The 22,696-nt window shown below is 61.5% G+C and carries 16 protein-coding genes, 1 tRNA gene and 2 pseudogenes; 9 read left to right on the forward strand and 10 right to left on the reverse strand.

Annotated features, from left to right (window positions below):
- The first annotated feature begins 25 nt into the window (after positions 1-25).
- The 3 genes and pseudogenes from V8P77_RS18560 to V8P77_RS18570 all read left to right on the forward strand — a co-directional run bounded on the left by V8P77_RS18560 (position 26) and on the right by V8P77_RS18570 (position 844).
- Positions 26-102 (forward strand) — tRNA-Arg (locus tag V8P77_RS18560).
- 180 nt (positions 103-282) lie between these two features.
- Positions 283-527, forward strand: a pseudogene (locus V8P77_RS18565) (BrnT family toxin).
- Positions 527-844, forward strand: coding sequence for a BrnA antitoxin family protein (locus V8P77_RS18570; protein ID WP_025396232.1), 318 nt, complete (start codon positions 527-529; stop codon positions 842-844). Before V8P77_RS18565 ends, V8P77_RS18570 begins: the two are co-directional and overlap by 1 nt.
- A gap of 61 nt (positions 845-905) precedes the next feature.
- Here the strand turns inward: V8P77_RS18570 and V8P77_RS18575 are convergent, their stop codons facing one another.
- On the reverse strand, positions 906-1,424 hold the full coding sequence (locus tag V8P77_RS18575) for a DUF2937 family protein (protein ID WP_335913729.1): 519 nt from the start codon (positions 1,422-1,424) through the stop codon (positions 906-908).
- Between the two features lie 146 nt (positions 1,425-1,570).
- Between V8P77_RS18575 and V8P77_RS18580 the strand changes: the two are divergent.
- Both V8P77_RS18580 and V8P77_RS18585 read left to right on the forward strand, forming a co-directional pair.
- Positions 1,571-1,811 (forward strand): annotated as a pseudogene (locus V8P77_RS18580) (hypothetical protein).
- A gap of 97 nt (positions 1,812-1,908) precedes the next feature.
- Positions 1,909-2,061: a hypothetical protein gene (locus V8P77_RS18585; protein WP_335913730.1), complete on the forward strand. Its 153-nt coding sequence runs from the start codon at positions 1,909-1,911 to the stop codon at positions 2,059-2,061.
- A 77-nt stretch (positions 2,062-2,138) separates the two neighbouring features.
- Here the strand turns inward: V8P77_RS18585 and V8P77_RS18590 are convergent, their stop codons facing one another.
- Both V8P77_RS18590 and V8P77_RS18595 read right to left on the reverse strand, forming a co-directional pair.
- Positions 2,139-2,429, reverse strand: coding sequence for a BON domain-containing protein (locus tag V8P77_RS18590; protein ID WP_026265482.1), 291 nt, complete (start codon positions 2,427-2,429; stop codon positions 2,139-2,141).
- 62 nt (positions 2,430-2,491) lie between these two features.
- A complete protein-coding gene (locus tag V8P77_RS18595) occupies positions 2,492-3,142 on the reverse strand; it encodes a hypothetical protein (RefSeq protein WP_335913731.1) in 651 nt (216 codons plus the stop codon).
- Positions 3,143-3,541: 399 nt separating this feature from the next.
- Between V8P77_RS18595 and dxr the strand changes: the two genes are divergently transcribed.
- Positions 3,542-4,732 (forward strand): 1-deoxy-D-xylulose-5-phosphate reductoisomerase, encoded by a 1,191-nt coding sequence (gene dxr, locus V8P77_RS18600; RefSeq protein WP_131708692.1) that lies wholly within the window; start codon positions 3,542-3,544, stop codon positions 4,730-4,732.
- Positions 4,733-4,784: 52 nt separating this feature from the next.
- On the opposite strand, the gene V8P77_RS18605 is transcribed toward dxr, so the two are convergent.
- The 7 genes from V8P77_RS18605 to hemA all read right to left on the reverse strand — a co-directional run bounded on the left by V8P77_RS18605 (position 4,785) and on the right by hemA (position 13,522).
- Positions 4,785-5,858 (reverse strand): ABC transporter ATP-binding protein, encoded by a 1,074-nt coding sequence (locus tag V8P77_RS18605; RefSeq protein ID WP_222359236.1) that lies wholly within the window; start codon positions 5,856-5,858, stop codon positions 4,785-4,787.
- 24 nt (positions 5,859-5,882) lie between these two features.
- Positions 5,883-7,805, reverse strand: coding sequence for a glycoside hydrolase family 127 protein (locus V8P77_RS18610; RefSeq protein ID WP_335913732.1), 1,923 nt, complete (start codon positions 7,803-7,805; stop codon positions 5,883-5,885).
- Between the two features lie 19 nt (positions 7,806-7,824).
- The gene (locus V8P77_RS18615; RefSeq protein WP_335913733.1) at positions 7,825-8,688 is read right to left on the reverse strand and encodes a carbohydrate ABC transporter permease; all 864 of its coding nucleotides are present in this window, start codon (positions 8,686-8,688) and stop codon (positions 7,825-7,827) included.
- Complete coding sequence (locus tag V8P77_RS18620; protein ID WP_335913734.1) at positions 8,685-9,602, reverse strand: carbohydrate ABC transporter permease; 918 nt, start codon at positions 9,600-9,602, stop codon at positions 8,685-8,687. The genes V8P77_RS18615 and V8P77_RS18620 overlap by 4 nt, the downstream gene beginning before the upstream one ends.
- A 75-nt stretch (positions 9,603-9,677) precedes the next feature.
- The gene (locus V8P77_RS18625; RefSeq protein ID WP_335913735.1) at positions 9,678-10,916 is read right to left on the reverse strand and encodes an ABC transporter substrate-binding protein; all 1,239 of its coding nucleotides are present in this window, start codon (positions 10,914-10,916) and stop codon (positions 9,678-9,680) included.
- 68 nt (positions 10,917-10,984) lie between these two features.
- Positions 10,985-11,947, reverse strand: coding sequence for a LacI family DNA-binding transcriptional regulator (locus V8P77_RS18630; RefSeq protein WP_335913847.1), 963 nt, complete (start codon positions 11,945-11,947; stop codon positions 10,985-10,987).
- A gap of 360 nt (positions 11,948-12,307) precedes the next feature.
- Complete coding sequence (hemA, locus tag V8P77_RS18635; RefSeq protein WP_025396242.1) at positions 12,308-13,522, reverse strand: 5-aminolevulinate synthase; 1,215 nt, start codon at positions 13,520-13,522, stop codon at positions 12,308-12,310.
- Positions 13,523-13,845: 323 nt separating this feature from the next.
- Between hemA and V8P77_RS18640 the strand changes: the two genes are divergently transcribed.
- From V8P77_RS18640 to V8P77_RS18650, 3 genes are all read left to right on the forward strand, one after another.
- Positions 13,846-14,103, forward strand: a complete 258-nt coding sequence (locus V8P77_RS18640) for a YMGG-like glycine zipper-containing protein (RefSeq protein ID WP_025396243.1) — start codon at positions 13,846-13,848, stop codon at positions 14,101-14,103.
- A gap of 169 nt (positions 14,104-14,272) precedes the next feature.
- Entirely contained in the window at positions 14,273-16,201 is a 1,929-nt protein-coding gene (locus V8P77_RS18645) for an autotransporter assembly complex protein TamA (RefSeq protein ID WP_025396244.1), read from the forward strand.
- A gap of 67 nt (positions 16,202-16,268) precedes the next feature.
- Positions 16,269-22,691 carry a translocation/assembly module TamB domain-containing protein gene (locus tag V8P77_RS18650; protein ID WP_335913737.1) on the forward strand — a complete coding sequence of 2,141 codons (6,423 nt, stop codon included), beginning with the start codon at positions 16,269-16,271 and terminating at the stop codon, positions 22,689-22,691.
- Positions 22,692-22,696: the final 5 nt, after the last annotated feature.

Consider the following 22,696-nt stretch of genomic DNA (forward strand, 5'->3'; position numbering starts at 1 on the left):
CCTTTTGTATGCATGGCGTGCAAGTGGTCCCGTAGCTCAGCAGGATAGAGCACCAGATTCCTAATCTGGGGGTCGCGCGTTCGAATCGCGCCGGGATCACCATTGATTTCAATTTACATTTTAGGCTCGGACTTCCAACTCACATCGAGGCGTCACTGCTGCGGTCCGCGAGGACGGAACAATCAACGGGTCCACGGCAGTTCCCTGTTTGCGACCTACCAGATCTTTTTCGTATCTACATTTAATCATTGTCCAAAGCAATGAATTATTGTAGATACATTTATGAAGCTCGTATGGGATGAACCGAAGCGGATTGCCAATATCGAGAAACACGGCCTCGATTTTGCCGATCTGACTTTCGAGTTCTCCTGTCTTCCGTTGTCGTTCCGGCCAAAGACGGGCGGTCCAAGGCCATAGGCCGCCTCGCTGACGGAACTATGGTCGTGATCTTCGTAAATCTGGGCTCTGAGGCGCTTTCGATCATTTCGATGCGCCCCGCGCGCAAGGACGAAAGGAGCATGATCTGATGATTATCAAAGCCCGAAAAATGACCCAGTTCCAGCCTGGCCGCGGCTACTCCAAGGAGGATTGGGATGCCGTTTCCGACAATCCCCCTCTGTCCAAGGAAGAGATGGCAAGAGCCAAGCCCTTCAAGGAAGCATTTCCGGACGTTGCCAAAAAGATGGAGACAGCCATCGCAGCCCGAGGTCGACCCAAGCTGGACAATCCGAAGCAACCCCTCAACATCCGCCTCGATGCCGATATTATCCAGTTCTACAAGGCCACCGGTAAAGGCTGGCAGTCAAGGATGAACGATGCATTGCGAAAGGCGGCCGGCTTATAGCGCCCTCGATGTTTGTGGACGTGAGAGCTTTATCCGGACAGGCAGGCCGCGCTCGCCCCGGTCAGCTCGCCTGACGAACGCCCCTTCGTCTTCGCGAAGCTCGACGGGCGCACAACCCCAGCAGTGCCGCCACGACCGAGCTACTGACAAATCCAATCGCGCCCCAGACGAGACCCGCAAAACTGACCGGCACGCCGGGCACGAAGTCGCGCCAGGTATTGGCGAAAACGACGTCGTCCGCATTGCGTAGCAGAACAAAGGGTTTGGCGACGGGTGCGGCGGTGCCGAGGTGGAGTTGCTGCGACAACAGCGTTTCGTAGCGCGTGATCGTGCTTTGCATGGAGACGCCGCGGTCGCGCAGGAAATCGTCGGACGATTGCGCATAGGTGTTCAGCGCCTGCTGGCGATCGAGATGGTGCTCGGTGGCCTGGCGGTTGAAATCCTCGACGATGACGCGCAATTCGTCGATCGCCCCGCCGATCCGCTGGCGGTATTGTTGCGCAAATTCCGGCGCCTGCGAAAAAACCGTGCCGCCGGCAAGCCCGGCGACGATGGTGATGATCCTTGCAATCGGTCCCATGCTCGATGCCTCCGGCTATCCCCTTGCGCTAACGATCCGGCGCACCAAAGGTTTCTGCCTTCGACATAATCGGTAACCCTATGTGATTGAACCGACGGCTTCCGGCGAGTTGATGCCGTGACCAACTCAGAAAAGAGAGGCTCGTCATGAAACAGATTATCCTTGCCTGCACGCTCGCTGCTGCGTCCATCTTTTCCGCAATGCAGTCCCAGGCGGCAAGTGTGACGATCACCACGGATGATGCGCGTTCCTATTATCGTCATTTGGAACGGCCCTACTACCGCCATCACATGAGGGCGCCACGTGTCCCGCGATTGCTTCACCAAGACGGAAAAGATCCGCGGCCACGGCCACACGGTCATCAAGGAAACCCAGGTCTGCCGATAAGGCAATCCATGAGGAAAAGCCCGGACTTTTCATCTGATCTCGACATGAGGAACTTCGCCATATCAGCCGCGTTTACCGCGAAACAGGAGTATTCATCATGCGTCTCAAGATGACTCTTTTGGCAATCGCCTATGTCGCCGTCAGTGTTCTGCTGCTCGCCATCGCCTACCAGCCGCAGGGGTCGGGCGCGGCGCAGAAAACGGATCGGCTGGCCGGTTCGTCCTTCCTCGTCGAACGCTTCGCCGGTTGATCTGCGGCTGATAGGCGACGACGTGGAAATAGTCCTCGTCCTGCAGGGTCTGGCCCTGGGAGCGGCCAGCCATCTCGTTAATGCGTGCCATCGAGCGAGGATCCGCCGAGCAGGATACGGTTCTGCACCGCATGCACGCCCTCTACCGCCTTGGCAACAGCAGTTGCCCGTTCGATTTCGCCGACCGTGCCGACGGTGCCGCTCAACACGATCTGGTCGTTCTCCATCGTCACCTCGACATCGGAGGCATCGATGCCGCCGGCGATCGCCAGGGCATTGGCAACGGCCGCTTCGACCGATGCGCGATTGGCGATCTCTATTTCCATCTCGGGTTCGAGCCCGTGAAATGTCTGCTCTTTGAAAACCATGATCCGTTCCTCCGTGAAAACCTCGTAGGAAACGCTGATCGGCGCAGTTTGGTTCAGCGCCGCTACCACTGCACGCGATAGCGGAGATTGACGCTGCCCGCCTCACCCCCCGAAAATGGATTGTTCACCGAGGCATCGAGATTGAGGTTCGGCAGGATGGCCTGGCTGACGCCAACCGTGCTCGAGAAGTCGCCGCTCGCATTGCTGACGCCCGTCCCTGCCGAAAGCGAGGTTCCCGTCCAGGGATGAATCAGCTTCAGCGCCTGCGATGCCGTCACCGAAGCCTGCCGGGCCTCCACCGCGTCATATTGAACGCTGATGGACCGGCTCGACTGCATGTCGAGCGAATCGGAGAGAATCCAGCTGCGCGAGCGGCTGAGGGTCAGCGCGCCGCTGCCGCGCAGCGTATCGACGCTGACGCTGGCACCCCGCTCTGACCGGCCTGCCGGGGTAACGCTCGTCCTGGTGATCCTGCCCCAAAGCATTGCCTGTTCGGAATCGGGCAGCAGCGCTCCGCCTTTGGTCGAGGCCAGCGCGATGTCGGCGCCAGCGCTCGTTTCCCATTCCGCCGGCAGGCGAAAACCCACCGTCGCCTTGTAGGACCGGTCCGAAAGCTTGGCTGGCGACCAGATCAGCAGGTCGTCCGCCTTCGCTGCGGCTGTGAGCGAGGGTAGGATGGCGAAAAAGATGCATACTAATTTGAATGTCGTCATGAAGTTCAGAACGTTTTGACCTGTCACAGGGCTGCGGCGCGGAGTGGACGCAGCAGCGCATATGAAAGCGTTCGCAACGAACGCAATGAGATCACGGCCAAGCCGCGATAGAGATCACGGCCAAGCCGTCCATCCCGGTTTCATCCTCGATAATGTGTGGCCCAAAGGCCGGCGGCACCGAGTGCCTGTTCTTCGATGGACGCCACAGCGCCCCGACTTGCCATGCGACCGTGACCGGCCGCGGCGGAAGCGATTCCGGCAGCAATGTTATAAGGATCACATCCGGCCGCCGCTCTGTAAACCCCTCAAGGGTTGAAATCTGCTGCACCGCACACTTGCCGCCCCCTCCAAAGCCTAGTAGAGCCTGAGCCTACGAGAGAAATTTTCGCGAAATTCTACATGATGACCGGCAAAAGCGCGCCGCGGCGCCTCAGCATCTTCGGTTCGACGGGTTCGATCGGCCAGAATACACTCAATGTCGTCGATCATCTGGGCGGACGGGAGAACTTCGAAATCTCCGTGCTGACCGGCAGCGGCAATGTCGAATTGTTGGCCCGGCAGGCGAAATCATCCGGCGCGCGGCTGGCGGTGACGGCAAACGACCGGCATTACGAATCACTGAAGAGCGCACTTTCCGGCACCGGCATCGCTGTCGCTTCGGGAAAATCCGGCCTGATGGAAGCCGCCGACCGCGAAGCTGACTGGGTGATGGCGGCAATCGTCGGTACTGCGGGCCTGGCGCCGACGCTTGCCGCGGCCCGCCGCGGCGCCGATATCGCCCTTGCCAACAAGGAATGCCTGGTATCGGCCGGCGATCTCTTCATCGCAGCGATCCGGGCGGGCGGCGGCAGGCTGCTTCCGGTCGACAGCGAGCACAACGCGATTTTCCAGGTGCTGGAAGAGAACCAGCGCCACGCCGTCGAGCGGGTCATCCTGACGGCGTCGGGTGGCCCCTTCCGCACCGCCTCGCTGCGTGACATGGCGGATGTGACGGTGGAAACCGCGCGCGCCCACCCGAACTGGTCGATGGGCTTGAAGATTTCGATCGACAGTGCCTCGATGTTCAACAAGGCGCTGGAGATGATCGAAGCCCGGCACCTTTTCGGCCTCAGGCCCGAACAGATCGAGGTCATTTTTCATCCGCAATCGATTATCCACTCCATGGTCGGCTATACCGATGGATCGGTGCTGGCGCAGCTCGGCGCGCCCGATATGCGCACCGCCATCGGTTATGCCCTATCCTTTCCGCGCCGGTCGAACCTGCCGGTCGAGCGGCTGGATTTCGCCAAGCTCGCCAGGCTGGATTTCGAGGCGCCGGATGAGGTGCGGTTTCCGGCGCTGCGGCTCGCGCGCCTGGCGATGACGCGCGGCGGTGTTCAGGGCGCGGTGCTGAACGGCGCCAAGGAAGTGGCGCTCGAAGCCTTCATCGAAGGGCGGCTCTCCTTCCTCGCCATGGCCGAGGTCACCGAGAGGGTCATGGACGATCTGGCCGGCCTGCCGCCGGCTTCCGGCATGGATGATGTCTTCGCCGCCGACAGGGAAGCCCGGCAAAGGGCGGCGGAGCTCATGACACTAGCGATTGCTGAGTGAAGTTCGCACGGGCCGCCGAGTGGTCGTCCGCTCGTGACCGTGACTGCCGCGATTAGCGCAACCGGTTCCCACCCTCGTCGAACAACCGGCAATCCGACGGTTCAAACAGCAGGCTCACTTGCTCGCCCGCCGCGATACTGATCGGTGACCGATGCTCGACGGTCAGTGACTGGCCATCGGCAAGCTGGCAATAGAGGTATTGCGTTCCCCCGAGATATTCCGAAAAATCGACCCTGGCCGTCAGGCTGCCCGACAGGTCGGAGGCCACCTTCAGATGCTCCGGCCGCAGACCGAGCGTCACCGCGCCACCAACCGGCCTGTCCGCCGGCGGCAGGCCGCTTTCGATCTGCCGGCCGGCGACCTCGACCAGGCCGCCCTCACGCCAGCGGGCATTGAGCAGGTTCATCCTCGGTGAGCCGATGAAGCCCGCCACGAAGGTATTTGCGGGATTTTCGTAGATTTCGCGGGGCGTTCCGGCCTGTTCGACGCGGCCGTCGCGCAGCACGACGATCTTGTCGGCGAGCGTCATCGCCTCCGTCTGGTCGTGCGTGACATAGATCATCGTGTTACCGAGTTCGCGGTGGAGGCGGGCGATCTCGATGCGCATCGAAACGCGCAGTTCCGCATCGAGATTGGACAGCGGCTCGTCGAACAGGAAAACGTCGGGCTTGCGCACGATCGCCCGGCCGATCGCCACACGCTGCCGCTGGCCGCCGGAAAGCTGTCCCGGCCGCCGGTCGAGAAGATGGTCGATCTTCAGGATCGCGGAAGCGGCCTTGACACGCGTCTCGATCTCCGCAGCATTCGTGCGCGCCATCTTCAAGCCGAAGGCCAGATTGTCGCGCACGCTCATATGCGGATAAAGCGCGTAGGACTGAAAGACCATGGCGATGCCGCGTTCGGATGGATCGAGATCGGTGACGATACGTCCCTTGATCTCGACCTCCCCGTCGGTCACGTCTTCCAAGCCGGCGATCATGCGCAGAAGCGTCGATTTTCCGCAGCCGGAAGGGCCGACGAAGACGACGAATTCGCCCTCCGCGATCGTCAGGTCGATCCCGTGGACCACCTGCAGATTGCCATAGCTTTTTCGCACGTCCTGGAGCACGACGCTCTTGTTACCCATACCGTTCGTCATCCCCAATAAGACCTATCTGTCCGACTGGACCCAGACGAGCATCTCTCCGGGTGCGCGGTTGTCCCAGAGATGATAGGGCACGAAACGCGCGGTGGCGACCTGCCTTTCGGCCGGCGCCTTGCGGTAGAGCGCTGTTCCCCAGTTCGATGTTTCCTCGCGCTCGACCTTGAGATCGAGGGCGATGGCATCGTTGAGATCCTTCAGTACGACGGTTTCGGCCGCCGGGAGTTCGCGGGGCAGGACGATGGCGTTGAGGTCTTCGCCATTGTCCGTTGTTTCCAGACAATAGACCAGCGGGCCGCGCATCAATGCGACGCGGCCGGCATCCTGGCGCACCTTCGGGTTGGCATACTGCGGTCGAAGCGCCAGCGGCAGGTAGAGGGCGACACGATCGCCGTCGGCCCAGTCGCGATCGATCCTGGCATATCCGTCCCGCATATTGGCGTTGAGATCGAGCACCTCTCCATTGACGCTGAGGGTTGCGCCTTCGGCCCAGTCCGGAATACGCAGCGACAGCGCAAACTTCGCCGGCTTCTCCAGCTTGGTCGTAAAAGCGACCGCACCGTCCCACGGATAGTTGGTGGTCTGCTGGAGTTCCACCTCGGCGCCGTTGGCCAGCTTCAGCCTTGCGGTGCTTGCGCCATAGAGGTGCACGGCGATTTCGTTATCCGAAACGGCGTACATGTAGGAGCCGATCGAGGTCACCAGCCGGGCGATGTTGGGCGGGCAGCAGGGGCAATGGTGCCACTTCCACCGGTGGTGCTTGCCGGCACTTTCGAGCGGATTGTCATAGAAGAACGTCTTGCCGTCGGTCGAAAGCCCCGGCAGCGCGCCGTTGTAAAGCGCCTGCTCCATGATGTCGGCATAGCGCCGATCCGGACCGCGGCCGAGCATGCGGCTCGCCCAGAACACCAGCCCGACCGAGGCGCAGGTCTCCGCATAGGCGGTATCGTTCGGCAGATCGAAATAATCGGTAAAACCTTCGTTGGAGGCAGCCGGCCCGATGCCGCCGGTGATGTACATCTGCTTGGTCGTCAGATCGTCCCAAAGCGTTTCCAGCGCCGCCGTCAGGCTATCGTCCTTGTACTCGGTGGCAATGTCGGCCATGCCCGAATAGAGGTACATGGCGCGTACGGCGTGGCCGACGACCTTTGTCTGCTCGCGCACCGGCTGGTGCGCCTGCGCATATTCATAGGTTTTCTGGTGGTACTCGGAGACATCGCGCCCATCGCGGCTTGCCTCGGCGGTGAAGAAATGCGGTTGGGTGCCGCGTTCGTCGATGAAATATTTCGATAGCTCGAGATATTTCTTCTCATCCGTCACGCGGGCGAGCTTGACCAGCGCGAGCTCGACTTCCTCGTGGCCGCAATAGCCTGGTATCTGGCCGTCGCCGTGACCGAAAATCTTGATCATGTAATCGGCATAGCGGCACATGATGTCGAGCAGCTTGCGTTTGCCGGTCGCCTGAAAATAGGCGACCGCAGCTTCCATCAGATGGCCGGCGCAATAGAGCTCATGATGGTCGCGCAGATTGGTCCAGCGGCGGTTCGGTTCCACGCGCTGGAACCAGGCGTTCAGATAGCCGTCCTCGTCCTGCAGCTTCTCATACATGTCGATGATCTCGTCGGCGCGCGCCTCGAGCTTCGGGTTCGGCCGGCGATAGAGCGAGTAGGCGATCGTTTCGATCGACTTGCCGAGGTCGGAATCCCAGAACATCTGCGTCGTCCCACCCCATGGCTGGATGGGAATGACGACCCCGGGGCTTGGCTGACTGACATCGATCGCCTTGAGCATGCCGGCCTCGACGCAGCGGTCGAGCAGGGTCGCGGCAGTGGAATTGCAGACGGCGTCCTGCCATTTGCCCCAGAAACCGCCGAGCTCCACATCGGGAACGGCGACGGGACGAAACTGGCGGTCGTTGCTTGGTTTGTTCATAGGTTCCACTTTCTTTGAATCATTTCACGGCGCCGGCCATCAGCCCGCGCATGTAGTAGCGTTGCAGGAGCAGGAAGACGATCAGGCAGGGGATCGTCATGACGACGACACCGGCCTGGACCGCTCCCCAATTGATGGCGCCGAGCCGTCCGGCGCGAACCGCCGTCATCAGCACCGGCAGGGTGTATTTCTCATTGCTGGAGAGCAGCACGAGTGCGGCGAGAAACTCGTTCCAGGCATTGAGGAAGGCAAAGATCGCAACCGTCGCAACGCCGGGAAGCACCAGCGGCAGGAGAACGCGGACCAGCAGCCTGAGGTCACGCGCACCGTCGATGCGCGCGGCCTCTTCGATCTCCTTCGGCACGGCGTCGAAGGCGTTGCGCATCATGAAGACCGAGAAGGGCAGTTGCAGCGTCACATAGACGAGCGTCAGCCCAAGCAGCGAATTGTTGAGGCCGAGCTTTGCCAGGATGATGAAGAGCGGCGTCAGGATCGACTGGAACGGGATCATCAGCGTCGCGATGATCAGCACGAAGAGCACATTCTTCAGCGGGAACCGGTAGCGCGAGAAGCCGTAGCCGGCGAGCAGGCTGACGGCGACGGTGAGCACCACGGTGGCGACCGAAACGAACAGCGAATTGATCATGTGCCGCCAGATACCGGCGCCGAACGTGTCGAGCAGTGCGTAGGAATCGATGCTGACGCCGGAGGTCGGCCAGGGCGGCAAGGGCGGCAGGCTGGCCTCCGTGCCATGCCGGAAGGACGACAACAGCGTGATCACGAAGGGGGCGAGAAAGAAGATCGAGATAGTGATGCCTGTCAGATGATAGGCCGACTTCGTCCGGATGGCCTTGCGGGCGCGGCGTTCCCTTGAGGTGGTCATGGACGCTCCTCCCCGACACGAAGCAACCAGAGCTGCACGATGCTGATCGCCACCAGGATGGCGAGAAGCACGATCGAGAGTGCTGCGCCATAACCGAGATTGAACGACACGAAGGACTGATTGAAGATGTAGTAGACCACCGAGATCATCTTGTTCTGCGGTCCGCCTGACGTCATGATGTAGAATTGGTCGAAGGCGAGGATCGAGCCGGTGACGGAGACGATCAGCGCCAGCGCGATCGTCTTGCGCATCAGCGGCAGCGTCAGATGCCGGAAACGCTGCCAGCGGCCGGCGCCGTCGATGCGGGCGGCCTCCGTCAGCTCCGACGGAATAGCCTGAAGCCCGGTCAGGAGAATGATCATGGTGAAGCCGGCGATCTTCCAGACGACCATCACCACGATCGTCAGAAAGGCGGTGTCGAAGGTCGCAAGAAGGTTGGGGCTCTTTTCGACGAGGCCGAGCGCCTTCAAAGTCGGGCCGACGAAGCCGCTATCGACATTGGCGAGCCAGACCCAAAGCAGGGAGGCTGTGGCAAGGCCGACCACGACGGGCAGGAAGATGATCGTCCGGTAGGCGCCGACGAACTGCCGTTCCTTTTCGACGAAGATTGCCAGCGGAAAGGCGATCGCGAAGATCGCGATGGTGACGATCACGGTGTAATAGGCCGTGAAATTCAGCGCCGTCATGAAACGGGTATCGTTGGCCATGCGGAAATAATTGTTGAAGCCGATCCAGCGGGACGCCCCCATCAGCGGCCAGTTATGCAGGCTCATCCATCCGGTGAAGAGAACCGGCATGATGAAGAAGACGATGACCAGCGCCATGGCCGGCGCAATGTAGACAAGGCCGCGCCAGTTCGATCTGCGCCGTCGCCTGCGCCGAGGCAATAGAATCTCTGAACCGGAACCGGTCATCAAAACGCTCCGCATCTGTCGAGTGGGATTGGCCGGGAAGCTGCCACCGCTCCCCGGCCGCGGCCGAGGGAGAGTTTACTGGCCGCTATCGATGATCGATTGCATTTCCGATTGCGCACTCGAAAACGCGCCGTCGACGTCGTCGCCGAAGATCGCGGCGTTGGTGAAGCTTGCCCATGGCCCGTTGGCGCTGTTGATCAGGTCGTTGAACTGCAGCGTATAGGGTGTCTTGGCGACACCGATCGCCTTCAGGCCGACCTGCATGCGCGAGTCAAGGCCCTCAAGCACCTTGTCGGCGATATCGCCGCGCGTCGGCAGGCTGCCATACTTCGCCATGATCTTCTGGCCATCCATCGAATACACATATTCGAGGAACTCCTTCACCGCGTCGATCTTCTTGGTGCCCTTGGTGATCACGAAGTTGTCGCCGCCGGCAAAAGACGAAGGCTTCCCGTCGACGCCAGGAATGAGCGTGACGCCGAAATTGATATCGGGATGCTCGGTCACCAGCGTGCCGATGGCAAAGGCGCCAAGGCTCTGCTGGCCGATCTTGCCGTTGGTGAAAGTCAGGAAGTTCGCGCCGTTGTCGCTGGCGGCTCCCGCCGGCACCAGGTCCTTCTTGATCATGTTGCGGTAAATATCGACGGCCTTGCGCATCTGCGGCGTATCGAGCGTTGCCGTCTTGCTGTCGGCCGACAGGATATCGGCGCCCGCACCCCAAACGAGCGGCGTGAACGTGAAGATCATGCAGCCGCCGCAGCCGCCACCGGAGAAATAGAAGCCGTAGGTATCGTCACCCAACGCCCGGATCTTCTCGGCATTGGCGGTAATTTCGTCCCAATTGACAGGTGCCTTTTCCGGGTCGAGGCCGGCCTTCTTGTAGAGATCCTTGTTCCAGGCAAAGACGGAGGTCTCGACCGACAGCGGCAGGCCGTAAATCCGGTCCTGGTAGGTGCCGAGGCGAACATGCGATGGCGAAAGCGAGTTGAAATAGGGCAGGGATTTTGCCCAGTCCGTCAGGTCTTCGAGCTGGCCGGCCGCGGCAAAGGCCGGATTATAGATCAGATCCATCGACAGCGCGTCCGGCGCCTGTCCGCCGGCGATAGCCGTCGCGTATTTCTGCACGAGTTCGGAGAACGGCACCTCGGTCATCACGACCTTGTTCTCGTGACCGGAATTATAAGCTTCGACGACCTTCTTGAAGGCGTCGCCGATCCCCGAGCGAACCCACATTTCGACATTTTCGGCAGCCGATGCGGCCGACACCAGACATAGGGTTGCGATGCTGGTCGCCGCCAAAAGACGCTTGATCATGACACTCCTCCCGATATGGCGCATCTCCTCGCGCCTTTGCTCATTCTCTTGTTCTCATCCCCGGGGCTTTACCCCCCGCATGACTGCCGGACGATCAGCCGGCACGGCAATTTCCTCACTCCCGGTTCGACGGGCCGTCCTTCCGCAAGCGCGAGCACCGTCAATCCGGCTTGCCGCCCGAGCTCCTTCAGTTCCATGTCCACCGTCGTCAGCGGCGGCCGCGTCTGGGCCGCGACAATCTCCCAATTGTCGAAGCCGATGAGCGAGACGTCCTGCGGCACCTTGACGCCGCGCTCGCGCAACGCATCCACCGCACCGCGGGCGATCTGGTCGTTGCCGCAGAAGAGTGCATCCGGTTTCTCTCCCGGTCTCTTCCAAAGCTGTTCGACCGCCTCATGCCCCCAGCTTTCCGACCAGACGCCGTAGAGCACCGGCTCGCGATGACCTGCCACCTCGTGATAGGCGCCGGCACGCTCCCGCACCGAGAAGAACTCCTGCGGCCCGGTGATGTGCGCGACCCGCCGCCGTCCGATCTTCATGAGCCATTCCACAGCCAATCTCGCACCCTGTTCGTCGTCCGAACGGAAGGTGACACTATTCTGCGTCCCCTCCGTGAAGGCGTAGACGACGGGCACATGCAAATTCGAAAGATCGACAGGCAGGCGCCGATCCAGGCGTTTTCCCGTCGCGATAATGCCGTCGACCTGTTTGTCCAGCATTGCGTCGACATGGATCTGGGCGAGCGCCGGATCGTCCTCGATGGCGCACAGGAAGACCGAAACGCCGTGATCGACGAGAGCATCCGAAATGCCAGCCATGACCGGCAGCGTAAAACGGCCGTAAGTGTCATTCGTCAGCAGCCCGATGGTGAAGCTGCGCTTGCTGAGAAGACCTCTCGCCAGCGCATTCGGTCGGTATCCGATTTCGGCGGCGATCCGTTTCACCCGTTCGCGCGTTTCCGACCCCATCCGGCCGGTATCATTGAGCGCTTTCGATGCCGTCGAGATGCTCACCGCAGCAGCAGCAGCCACCTCGTGGATGGTGATCCTGCCTCTTTTCCCTCCCGATATGTTCAGAACGTCCTCCTTCTGAAGTGATCTGAGAAAAGCTTTTACCAATCTCCGTGTCAAGTGGGAAAAGGTTTTCTCACGCGGCCACAAGATTCGGATCGGCAACACAGTTGCGGCAGGAGGCAAGCACAGGGGAAAGATCCATCCGCATCGGTCAGGCCGATTGCGATGTGTCATCGGTGCTAAGACCAAGCGCAGAGCGGATGATCCTGGACGAGCAAGGAAGGTTTGTTGCAGCGTCTTGCGGGAGCAAGACCGATCACTGTCAGAGCCTCCGGTGGAGGCCCCGATTACGGTTCGAACCGAGTGATCATCGAAAAATCAGGCGACGTGCCTTGCGAGCGCGCAACGCGACCAGAGCGAATGCAAGGCCTCGACGAGATGGGCGATATCGGCATCGGAATGCAGCGGCGTCGGCGTGATGCGCAGGCGCTCGGTCTTCTTCGGCACTGTGGGATAGTTGATCGGCTGGACATAGACGCCGCAGTTGTCGAGCAGCAGGTCGGAGATCCACTTGCACTTGGCCGCATCGCCGACCAGCACCGGCACGATATGGCTCGGATTGGGCATATGGGGAATGCCGCGTTGGTCGAGCAGTGCTCTCAGCTTGCGGACACGGTCCTGATGGCGGGCGCGCTCGAACTGGCTGACCTTCAGGTGCTGGATCGAGGCGACGGCGCCGGCGGCCAGTGCCGGCGGCAGCGCCGTCGTGAAGATGAAGCCGGAGGCAAACGAGCGGATGAAATCGCAAAGCGCCGTCGAAGCGGCGATATAGCCGCCCATCACCCCGAAAGCCTTGCCGAGCGTGCCTTCGATCACCGTCAGCCGGTCCATCAGCCCTTCGCGCTCGGCAATGCCGCCGCCGCGCGGGCCATACATGCCGACACCATGCACTTCGTCGAGATAGGTCATCGCGCCGTATTTCTCGGCGAGGTCGCAGATCTGCTTGATCGGGGCGATATCGCCATCCATCGAATAGACGCTCTCGAAAGCGATCAGCTTCGGCGCCTTCGGATCGGCGGCCTTGAGCTTGGCTTCGAGATCGGCCACGTCATTGTGCTTCCAGATCACCTTGTCGCACTTGGCGTAGCGGATGCCCTCGATCATCGAGGCATGGTTCAGCGCGTCGGAAAAGATGATGAGGCCGGGGATCTTGGCGCCGAGCGTGCCGAGGGCTGCCCAGTTGGAAACATAGCCCGACGTGAAGATCAGCGCTGCTTCCTTGCCGTGCAGGTCGGCAAGCTCACGCTCGAGCATGACGTGATGGTGGTTGGTGCCAGAAATATTCCGGGTGCCTCCCGCACCCGCGCCACAGTGGTCGATGGCGTTCTTCATCGCCTCGATCACCTTGGGATGCTGGCCCATGCCGAGATAGTCGTTGGAGCACCAGACCGTGACTTCCTTTTGGCCATCCGCGGTGTAACGCGTCGCGCGGGGAAAATTGCCGCGGTGACGCTCGAGATCGGCAAAAACGCGGTAACGGCCTTCGGTATGAAGCCCGTCCAGCTCGTTTTTGAAAAACGCTTCGAAATCCATCATATGCTCCAGTATCGCGCGAATGTTCTTGATGACTGAACGTCCGCACGTCAATGCTTACCCTTTGCTTTAACATCAACTGCGGCAAAAGGCCCAGATTTTTGAATGATTCCAGATAAAAAATATGCGAGCCGCGATCAACGAAATTAATGCCGCAGAAGGCAGCAAAGTTTGCGGACGGCGCGAAAGACGACGACAGCCCATCGCAAAAAAATCAGCACAGCAGTGGACAACCCTTTCTTCCGACATAGTTTTCGGTCTAGCCTGACAAAAAATAAAAGGGACGGCCTTTGCCCGCTGGGCAACAACCTCGGAGAGAAAAAATGAAGAAAGCTGTCATACTCGCATTGGTCGGCCTGTCGATCGCAAGCTGCACGCCGACGCAGCAGGGCGCCGGCATCGGTGCTGCATCCGGCGCCGTCATCGGCGGCGCAGTCACCGGCAATGTTCGTGGCGCGGCAGTCGGCGCCGCTATCGGCGGTGTGTCCGGGGCCCTCATCGGCAGCGTCGCCGAACAGCCTGGCCAGTGCTACTATCGCGACCGCTACGGCCGCCGATACATCGATACCTGCCCGCGCTGAGAACGTTCAGAAACAAGTAGATTCAGGAAATCCCGGACACAGTTCCGGGATTTTTTGTGCTAAATTAGTGCGTTGGCAATTTAAAATGGTACACCCCGCGCGATTTTGTCGCTAAGCTGTTCACGGCTGGGCAACGAAGCTTCATCGTAGGCGTAACCAAAAGCGGCGGATGCGGATTAGAGGGACAAGTCCGAAAACAGGTACTGCGTATCGGCGAACAGGCACCATGATGGTGGTCGCAGCGGCAGCTGCGTTCTCACCGGTCCTGATCGGCGACGCTTACGCCTTCAAGCTTTTCGGCATCACCATTTTCGGCAAAGAGGAAGATGAAGGCGAACAGGTGCCCGATCCGGTGCGCTATCAGGTCGACCTCAAGTCCGATACCGCCGATCCCGACCTCAAAGAAGCGCTGGAAAACAGTTCCCGTCTCCTCAGCGACCAAAAGCTCCCGGTTTCCGGCGATCTCGGCATCGTCGTCAAGGCGCGCGACGATCGAGAGCGGCTGATCGCCACTCTTTATGAAAAGGCCCGTTATGGCGGCCTGGTGACGATCACCATCGACGGCAAGAATATCGACGACCTCCCGCCCAATCCGACATTCGACCGGTCAGGGCCGATCCCCGTCACCGTCGACATTGCGCCAGGCCCCGTTTTCAAGGTCAGGGAGGTCCAGTTCGGCGGCGATGCCGCAAACCATAATCCCGCCGATTACGATCTGGCGCCCGGCGCACAGGCCGGCTCGCTCGCCATCATCAAGGCCGGCGACAGAATAGTCGAACAATTGAAAAGCGAAGGCCGGCCTTTCGCCAAGTTGACCGAACGCAAGGTTGTCGCCGATCACAGCAGCGATACCGTCGATATCGTCCTTGCTGCCGAGGGCGGCCCCGTCGCTCCGATCGGCGATGTCGGCGTCACCGGCGAAAGGACCGTCAAGCCGGCTTTCATCCAGCGTTATTCCCGGCTGAACAAGGGCGAAGCCTACTCCCCGGAAACGCTGAAGAAAGCCGGCGAGCGCCTTCGCACCCTCGGCGTTTTTTCGAGCGTCACCATTCACGAAGGCGATGCATTGGCGCCTGACGGCACGTTGCCGATGACGATCGAAGTTTCCGAGGGCAAGAGGCGCTACTTCGGCGTCGGCGCGCAATATTCCACCACCGACGGCTTCGGCGTTCAGGGCTATTGGGGCCACCGCAACCTATTTGGCGAAGCTGAAACGCTGAGAATCGAGGGATCGGTCTCCAGGCTTGGCGAAACGACGGATGTCGGCAGCCTCGACTATTCCGCCGGCATCCTCTTCACCAAGCCCGGCGCCTTCTTTCCCGCCGCCACACTGAAGGCCGGCATCGTCGCCAAGACCGAAAATCCGGATGCCTATAACGCGACACTCGTCACCGCCTCGCTTGGCCTTTCCTACGAATTGACCGACCGGGACACGGTCTCGGCGAGCGGCGAGGTCAGCTGGGAGCGCGACGAAGACGCCTTCGGCGAGAACGACTACCTGACCTTCACTCTGCCGATCCAATATGATCGCGACGCACGCGACGACAAGTTCAATCCGACGGAGGGCTACCGCGCGACGCTCTCGGCGACGCCTGGCTACGAAATCTTCAACGCTACGCCCTACGCGGCATTCGAGGGCTCGATCTCCGGCTATCTGCCGTTCGGCCAGGAAGACGGCTTGGTGCTTGCCGGCAAGGTTGCAGCCGGCGTCCTGATCGGCGGCGACAGCATAGGGGATATTCCCGCCACGCAGCGCTTCTTTGCCGGCGGCGGCGGCTCCGTGCGCGGATACAGCTATCAGGAAATCTCGCCCTATAACGACAATGGCGATCCCACCGGCGGCCGCTCCTATGTGACCGGTTCGCTGGAGGCCCGCATCAAGATCACCGATACCATCGGCATCGTGCCCTTCATCGATGTCGGCACCGTATCGGACAGCACCTTTCCGGGCTTTTCCGATATCCGCGCCGGTGCCGGTGCCGGAATACGATATGCAACGCCTTTCGGCCCGCTGCGGCTTGATTTTGCCGTGCCGCTAAACAAGTACGAAGATGGCACAGATTACGGAATCTACGCCGGCATCGGCCAATCCTTCTAGGATTGCCGATTCCGCTCGTGTTTTCCGATTTGTGAGCCGTCATGAAAACGGGGTAGTGTCCGCGCCGATGCAAACGCTGACAAAAATCGTCAACTGGATCGTAAGGCTCACCGGCTATGCCGTCGGCGCTATCTTGATTCTCGCCGTCGTAGCATTGGCAATCTTCGGCTTCACCAGTTTTGGCGCCCGCATCGTCACCGAAAGGATAGCCTCCACGCTGTCCAACCGCGACATGACGATCGAAGTTCGCGAACCGCAAGGCCTTTTGACCGGCGGGCTTCGCGCCGCCGAGATCTCCCTCTCCGACACCAGGGGCGTCTTTGCGGAAATTCATGGCGTCGCGATCGACTGGAACCCGCTGGCGCTGCTGACCGGAACCTTCCACGCCAAACACTTCGAGATCCAAGCAATCAACGTGCTGCGCAAGCCGGTGCGCACCCTGCCCTCGCGGCCCGCAGCTGAGAATGCCGGCGGCTTCAGCCTTCCGATTAAGGTCGACATAGACCGCATCGCGCTGCCCGATATCAAGCTGGCCGCACCCTTTGCCGGCCGCGCCTTTGCGCTCGCCGCCGAAGGCAGCCTTTCGGCGAACGGCGAAGGCGGCGAGGCTATCGTCAATGTCAGCCGTCACGCGGTTCCGGATGCGCGGCTTGCCGCCGATATCGCCTTTGCGCCGGCCGAAAACCGGCTGCGGCTGAAGGCGCAGCTTTCCGAGCCGAAGGGCGGGCTGCTGGCGGGCTTTCTCGGCCTCCCGGACAGCCCGGCCGTCAACATCGATCTCGACGGCCAGGGGCCTATATCCGATTGGAAAGGCAAAGTGCAGGCCGCCCTCGACGGGCAGCAGCGCGCCGCAATCGAGACCCGGCATCAGATCACGGCAGACGGGCTGCATCACCTCGACCTCAAGGGCGGCGGTGACCTGAGTTCGCTGCTTCCATCGGCATTCCGGCCGCTTTTTGCCGGCCAGACCAATATCGATCTTGCCACCACCTTCGACGATCGCGGCAAGATCGATATCCAGACCGGCAATATCGCCACCGGCAGCGTCGTCATCGCCGCCTCGGGCACCCTCGATCCGGCCGGCAACAATAGCCTGAACGCCAATCTGCTCGGAACCTCGGGACCAGTCGATTTCCGCTGGCCGCTCGCCGATGGCGAAGCGCGCTTCCTCATATCGGGCCTCAACCTGGCGCTCACCGGCGATGCGCAGGCCGCCAGACTGAATGTCAGCGGCTCGCTCGACACCGCAACCCTTCCGCAGGCCAATATCGGCAACATCAAGCTGACGGCAAAGAGCGATGCCTTCAACCTTGCCGCCCGTTCCGGCAGCGTTCAGTTGCGCCTCGTTGCCGGCGACGCGACCTTTGCCGACCCGAACCTCAATCGCGCCGTCCAAGGCCCAGTCACGATCGCCTCGCCCTTGCAGATCTCGCCCGATAGCATCGGCTTCAACGGCACCACCGTCGAAAGCGCCAATATCAACGGCGGCCTCAACGGCTCCTATCGGCAGACAGACAAAGCACTGACCGGCAACCTCAAGCTCACCATCAACCCGGCAGCCCTGCCGGTGGCGGCAACAGGCAGGTTCGACGGACCGATCTCGCTCGAAAGCCAGGTAGTCGGCACCATCCCGTCAAAATTCGCGCTGTCCAACCTCGTCCTGAAATCGGGCACGCTCGAAGCCGCCGGCAATGTCGCGCTCGACGATGGGATGTTGAACGCCGATCTCTCCGGCCGGCTGCCTGACATCGGCAAGCTCATCCCCGGCGCCAGCGGTGGGGCAGGTTATGCGTTGAGAGTGGGGGGTGAGCTCCCGGCAATTTCCGTGACGGCCAATCTCAAGGCGCCCAGTCTTGAAATGGCCGACCGCGTGCTCGGCAACCTCAATATCGACCTGTCGGGTCTTGCCGATCCCAAGGCGCCCCAGGGCAGGATCGCCGCCACCGGCACGATCGACGGCCAGCCGATCAGCATCAACGGTGACATAAGTTCGCAGAGCGGCAAGACGAGCATTCCGGCGCTGACCGCCGATATCGGCGGCAACCGGCTGACCGGCAATGTGGAATTATCGCCCTCCCTTGAGCCGACAGGCGCGCTGACCTTCGATTTCCCCAATATCGGCCTGCTCGCCGCCCTCGGCGGACAGAAGGCCGAAGGCGATCTCAAAGGGTCGCTCGGCGTCAGCAGCGATGGCGGCAGGATTGCGCTCAAGCTGCTTGCGACCGGCGGCTCGATCCGCCGTGATACGCTTGCGATCGTCAAGCCTGATATCGATGTCACGGTCAGCGATCTTAAAGCCCTTGCGGCAAACGGCACGGTCAAGGCCGAGGAGGTGAGTGCCGGAACGAACCGGCTCGCCGGCCTTTCGCTCGATTTTACCAAGCAGCAGAACCATACCGATTTCGATCTCGATGCTGCCTATGACGGCAATCCCGTGCTGGCGGCCGGCAATATCGAGGCGGCGGGCGGCACGATGCACCTGAACCTCGAACGCTTCTCGGCAAGCCCCCGCAATATCCCGATCGAGCTTGCCGCACCGACGCAGGTCGCCATCGGCGGCGGTGCCGCCAATCTGAACGGGGTGACGCTGAAGACCGGCACCGGCTCGGTGACGGTCACCGGTTCCGCCGGCGAAACGCTGAAGCTTGATGCCGAGATCCGCGAGCTGCCGGCAACGCTCGCCAACGGTTTCGTGCCGAACCTGTCAGCCGGCGGCGCGATCTCCGGAACCATTGCCGTGACGGGAACGCCGGCAGCACCCGTCGCCGACTTCAAGCTCGACTGGAAGGATGCGACGACCGGGCAGACCAAGGGCGCCGGCCTGGCGCCGCTCGGCATTACCGCCGGTGGCAAATTCGCCGACCAGAAACTTGATTTCGACGCGACGGTCGGCAGCAATGACGGCTTGTCGCTGAAGGCCGCCGGCAATGTCGTGCTCGCCGACTCGAAGGCACCGGTGCTTGATATCAACGCCGATATTCTCGACCTGCCTGCCCGCATCGCCAACGGCTTCGTTCCCGATCTTGCCGCCGAAGGCACGATTACCGGAAAGGTCTCGGCCTCCGGCTCCCTTGACGCCCCAACCGCCAATTTCGATCTCAATTGGAAAAATGCTGCGACGAGCCAGACGAAGCGTGCGGGCCTTGCGGATCTCGCGGTCAAGGCATCCGGCAAATTCGCCGATAGCAGGCTCGATTTCGACACTGCGATCGGCGGCGCCAACAGCCTCTCGCTGAAGGCAAACGGCAATGTCGCCGTGACAGGCACGACGATCGGTCACGTCACGGTCGACGCCGCACTGGCCAATGTTCCGGCGAATATCGCAAACAGCTTCGTTCCCGATCTAGCCGCCGAAGGCGCGATCTCAGGAAGGATCGCGGCCACCGGCACTCTTTCCGCCCCGAACGCCAATTTCGATCTCAATTGGAAGGATGCCGCGACGAGCCACACGAAACGCGCCGGCCTTGCAGCCCTCGGCGTGAGCGCGTCGGGAAAATTCGCCGAAAACAAGCTCGATTTCGACACAGCGATCAATGGCGCCGATAACCTGTCGCTGAACGCAAACGGCAATGTCGCCGTGAAAGGCACGACCATCGACACCGTCAAGGTCGATGCGGCGCTGGCCAATGTTCCGGCAACCATCGCAAACGGCTTCGTCGCCGATCTCGCCGCCGAAGGCACGATCTCGGGAAAGATTGCGGCCAGCGGATCCCTCTCTGCCCCGACTGCAGATTTCGATCTCAATTGGAAAGACGCTGCGGTAAGCCACACGAAACGTGCCGGCCTTGCAGCACTCGGCGTGACCGCATCGGGAAAATTTGCCGAAAACAAGCTTGATTTCAACGCGGCAGTCAGCGGCGACAAAGAGCTCTCGCTGAAAGCCACCGGCAATGTCGCATTGGCCGGAAAGACGATCGACAGCATCAAGGTCGATGCCGAGATCGCCAAGCTTCCCGCCAGTCTGGCAAATGCCTTCGTTCCCGATCTGGCGGCCGGCGGCACGATTTCCGGTACCATGTCCGCCGCCGGGACGGCCGCCGCACCCAAAGCCGACTTCAAGCTCGACTGGACCGATGCTGCGACCAGCCAGACCCGAAGCGCTCATCTCTCAGGCCTGGCACTTGCCGCATCGGGACGCTTTGCCGACAACCGACTCGATTTCGATACCAATCTCGCCGGCCAGGGCGGCCTCTCGCTGAGGGCCGCCGGCAACGTCGCGATTTCAGGCACGTCGGTTCGCAACCTTGACGTCAAGGCCGATCTTGCCAACCTGCCGGCAGCCCTCGCCAACGGCTTCGTCCCCGGTCTTGCCGCCGAAGGCACCGTCTCGGGAACGGCATCGGCTTCCGGCGCGCTTCCAAAGCCGGCGGTCGATTTCAAGCTCGACTGGAAGAACGCCGCGACCGCCCAGACCAAGAGCAGCGGCCTTTCGGGCCTGAGTGCTGCGGCTTCCGGCAAGTTCGTCAATGACAGGGTCGATTTCGATGCCAATCTCGTCGGCAAGGACGGCGTGTTGGCCAAGGCGAAGGGCGGTGTCAGGATCGCGGGAACGGCCATCCGGGACCTTTCGATCAATGCCGATATCCCGGCGCTGCCGGCAAATATCGCAAACGCCTTCGTTCCCGGCCTCGGCGCCGAAGGCACGCTTTCGGCAAACGCTGTGACGTCGGGAACGCCGGCAAATCCGATCGTCGATTTCAAGCTGGACTGGAAGGACGCCGCGACCAGCCACACCAAGGCTGCCGGCCTAGCCCGCCTCGCGCTGGCGGCAACGGGAAAATATGCCGGTGACAGGCTGGATTTCGATGCGAACCTGACTGGCAGTGGCGGTATTGCGCTGAAAGCAGCCGGCAATCTTGCCATCGCGGGCACCTCGATCCGCTCGGTCGACGTCACGGCGAACGCCACCAATGTTCCGGCCGGCATCGCCAACGGCTTCGTTCCCGGCCTTGCCGCCGAAGGCGCAGTCTCGGCAACCGCAAAGGCCACCGGCGGGCTGTCGGCGCCCTCCGTCGACTTTAAGGTCGACTGGAAGAACGCAGCGACGAGCCAGACAAAAGGTGCCGGCCTTTCGCCGTTCACCATCGGCGCATCAGGCAAACTTGCCGAAAATAGGCTGACGGTCGCTACCAGCTTTGCCGGTGACGCCGGCATGTCGCTGAAGGGCGGTGGCAGCGTCGTCATCACCGGCGCTCGCGCCATCGACATGCGCTTCACAGGCAATCTTCCCTTCGCCGTGCTCGGCGCCCCGCTTGCGCAACAGGGCTTTGTCGCGGACGGCGTCGCCACCGTCAACCTTCAGATCGGCGGAACGGCCGCAGCACCCGTCATCAACGGCACCGTTTCGACCAATGGCGCGAAGCTGGTCGACGTCCGGCGCAATCTGGCCGTCAATAATCTGACGGCGACCGTCACCTTCAATGGCAACCAGGCGGTCATATCGCGCCTCAGCGGCAATCTTGGCGGCGGCGGCACGATTTCGGCAAGCGGCACCATCGGCATCCAGCCGGCCGGTGGTTTTCCCGCCGACATTTCGATCAAGCTCGATAAAGCGGTCTATGTCGACGGAACGCTTGTTGTCTCGACTGTCAATGGGACAGTGGCCCTGCGCGGGCCGATCATGAACGCGACGCTGAGCGGCAGACTCCGGCTGGACAAGACCTCGATCAGCGTCCCGGAAAAATTGCCGACCTCGCTCAGCCAAATCGACATCCGGCATAAGAATGCACCCCGCGCGGTGCTTGCGCAGCTGCGGGATGACGGCGAGCGAAAGCCGGGCGAGAAGTCCTCGGTTATCACGCTCGACCTCGAAATCGATGCACCCTCGCAAATCTTCGTGCGCGGCCGCGGAATCGATGCCGAGCTCGGCGGCCGCGTGACGATCCGCGGAACGGCGGCAGCACCCATCGTCACTGGCGGCTTTACGATGCGCCGCGGCCGGCTGACCATTCTGAACCGCCGACTGAATTTCTCCGACAAGAGCAGGATCACCTTTGCCGGCGATCTGACGCCGGCGCTCGATATGGAGGCGACTTCCACCTCCGGCACGACGACCCTGACGGTCGATGTAGCAGGTCTTGCCACCGACCCCTCGATCACATTTTCCTCCTCGCCCCAGCTGCCGCAAGACGAAGTGCTGGCGCAACTGATCTTCGGCCAGTCGATGTCGAAGCTCTCGCCGGTGCAGATCGCCCAGCTCGCCGACGCCGTCAGCCAACTGGCCGGCAACCGCTCCACATCGCTGTTCGAAGGCCTGCGCAACCAGCTCGGCGTCGACGATTTCGACGTCAGCACCGACGAGAAGGGCCAGACGAGCGTCAACGTCGGCCGCTACCTCAATGACCGTACCTATTTCGAACTGCAACAGGGTGGCTCGGCCGGCGCCAAGGCAATCATCAATCTCGATGTCGGCCGCGGCGTCAAGCTGCGGGGGGCCGCCGGCGGTAACGGCGCCGGTGAGGCGGGCATCGTCTATGAACGCGAATACTAGGCCGG

The sequence above is a fragment of the Rhizobium aouanii genome (genome assembly GCF_037002925.1).
GTDB lineage: Bacteria > Pseudomonadota > Alphaproteobacteria > Rhizobiales > Rhizobiaceae > Rhizobium > Rhizobium aouanii.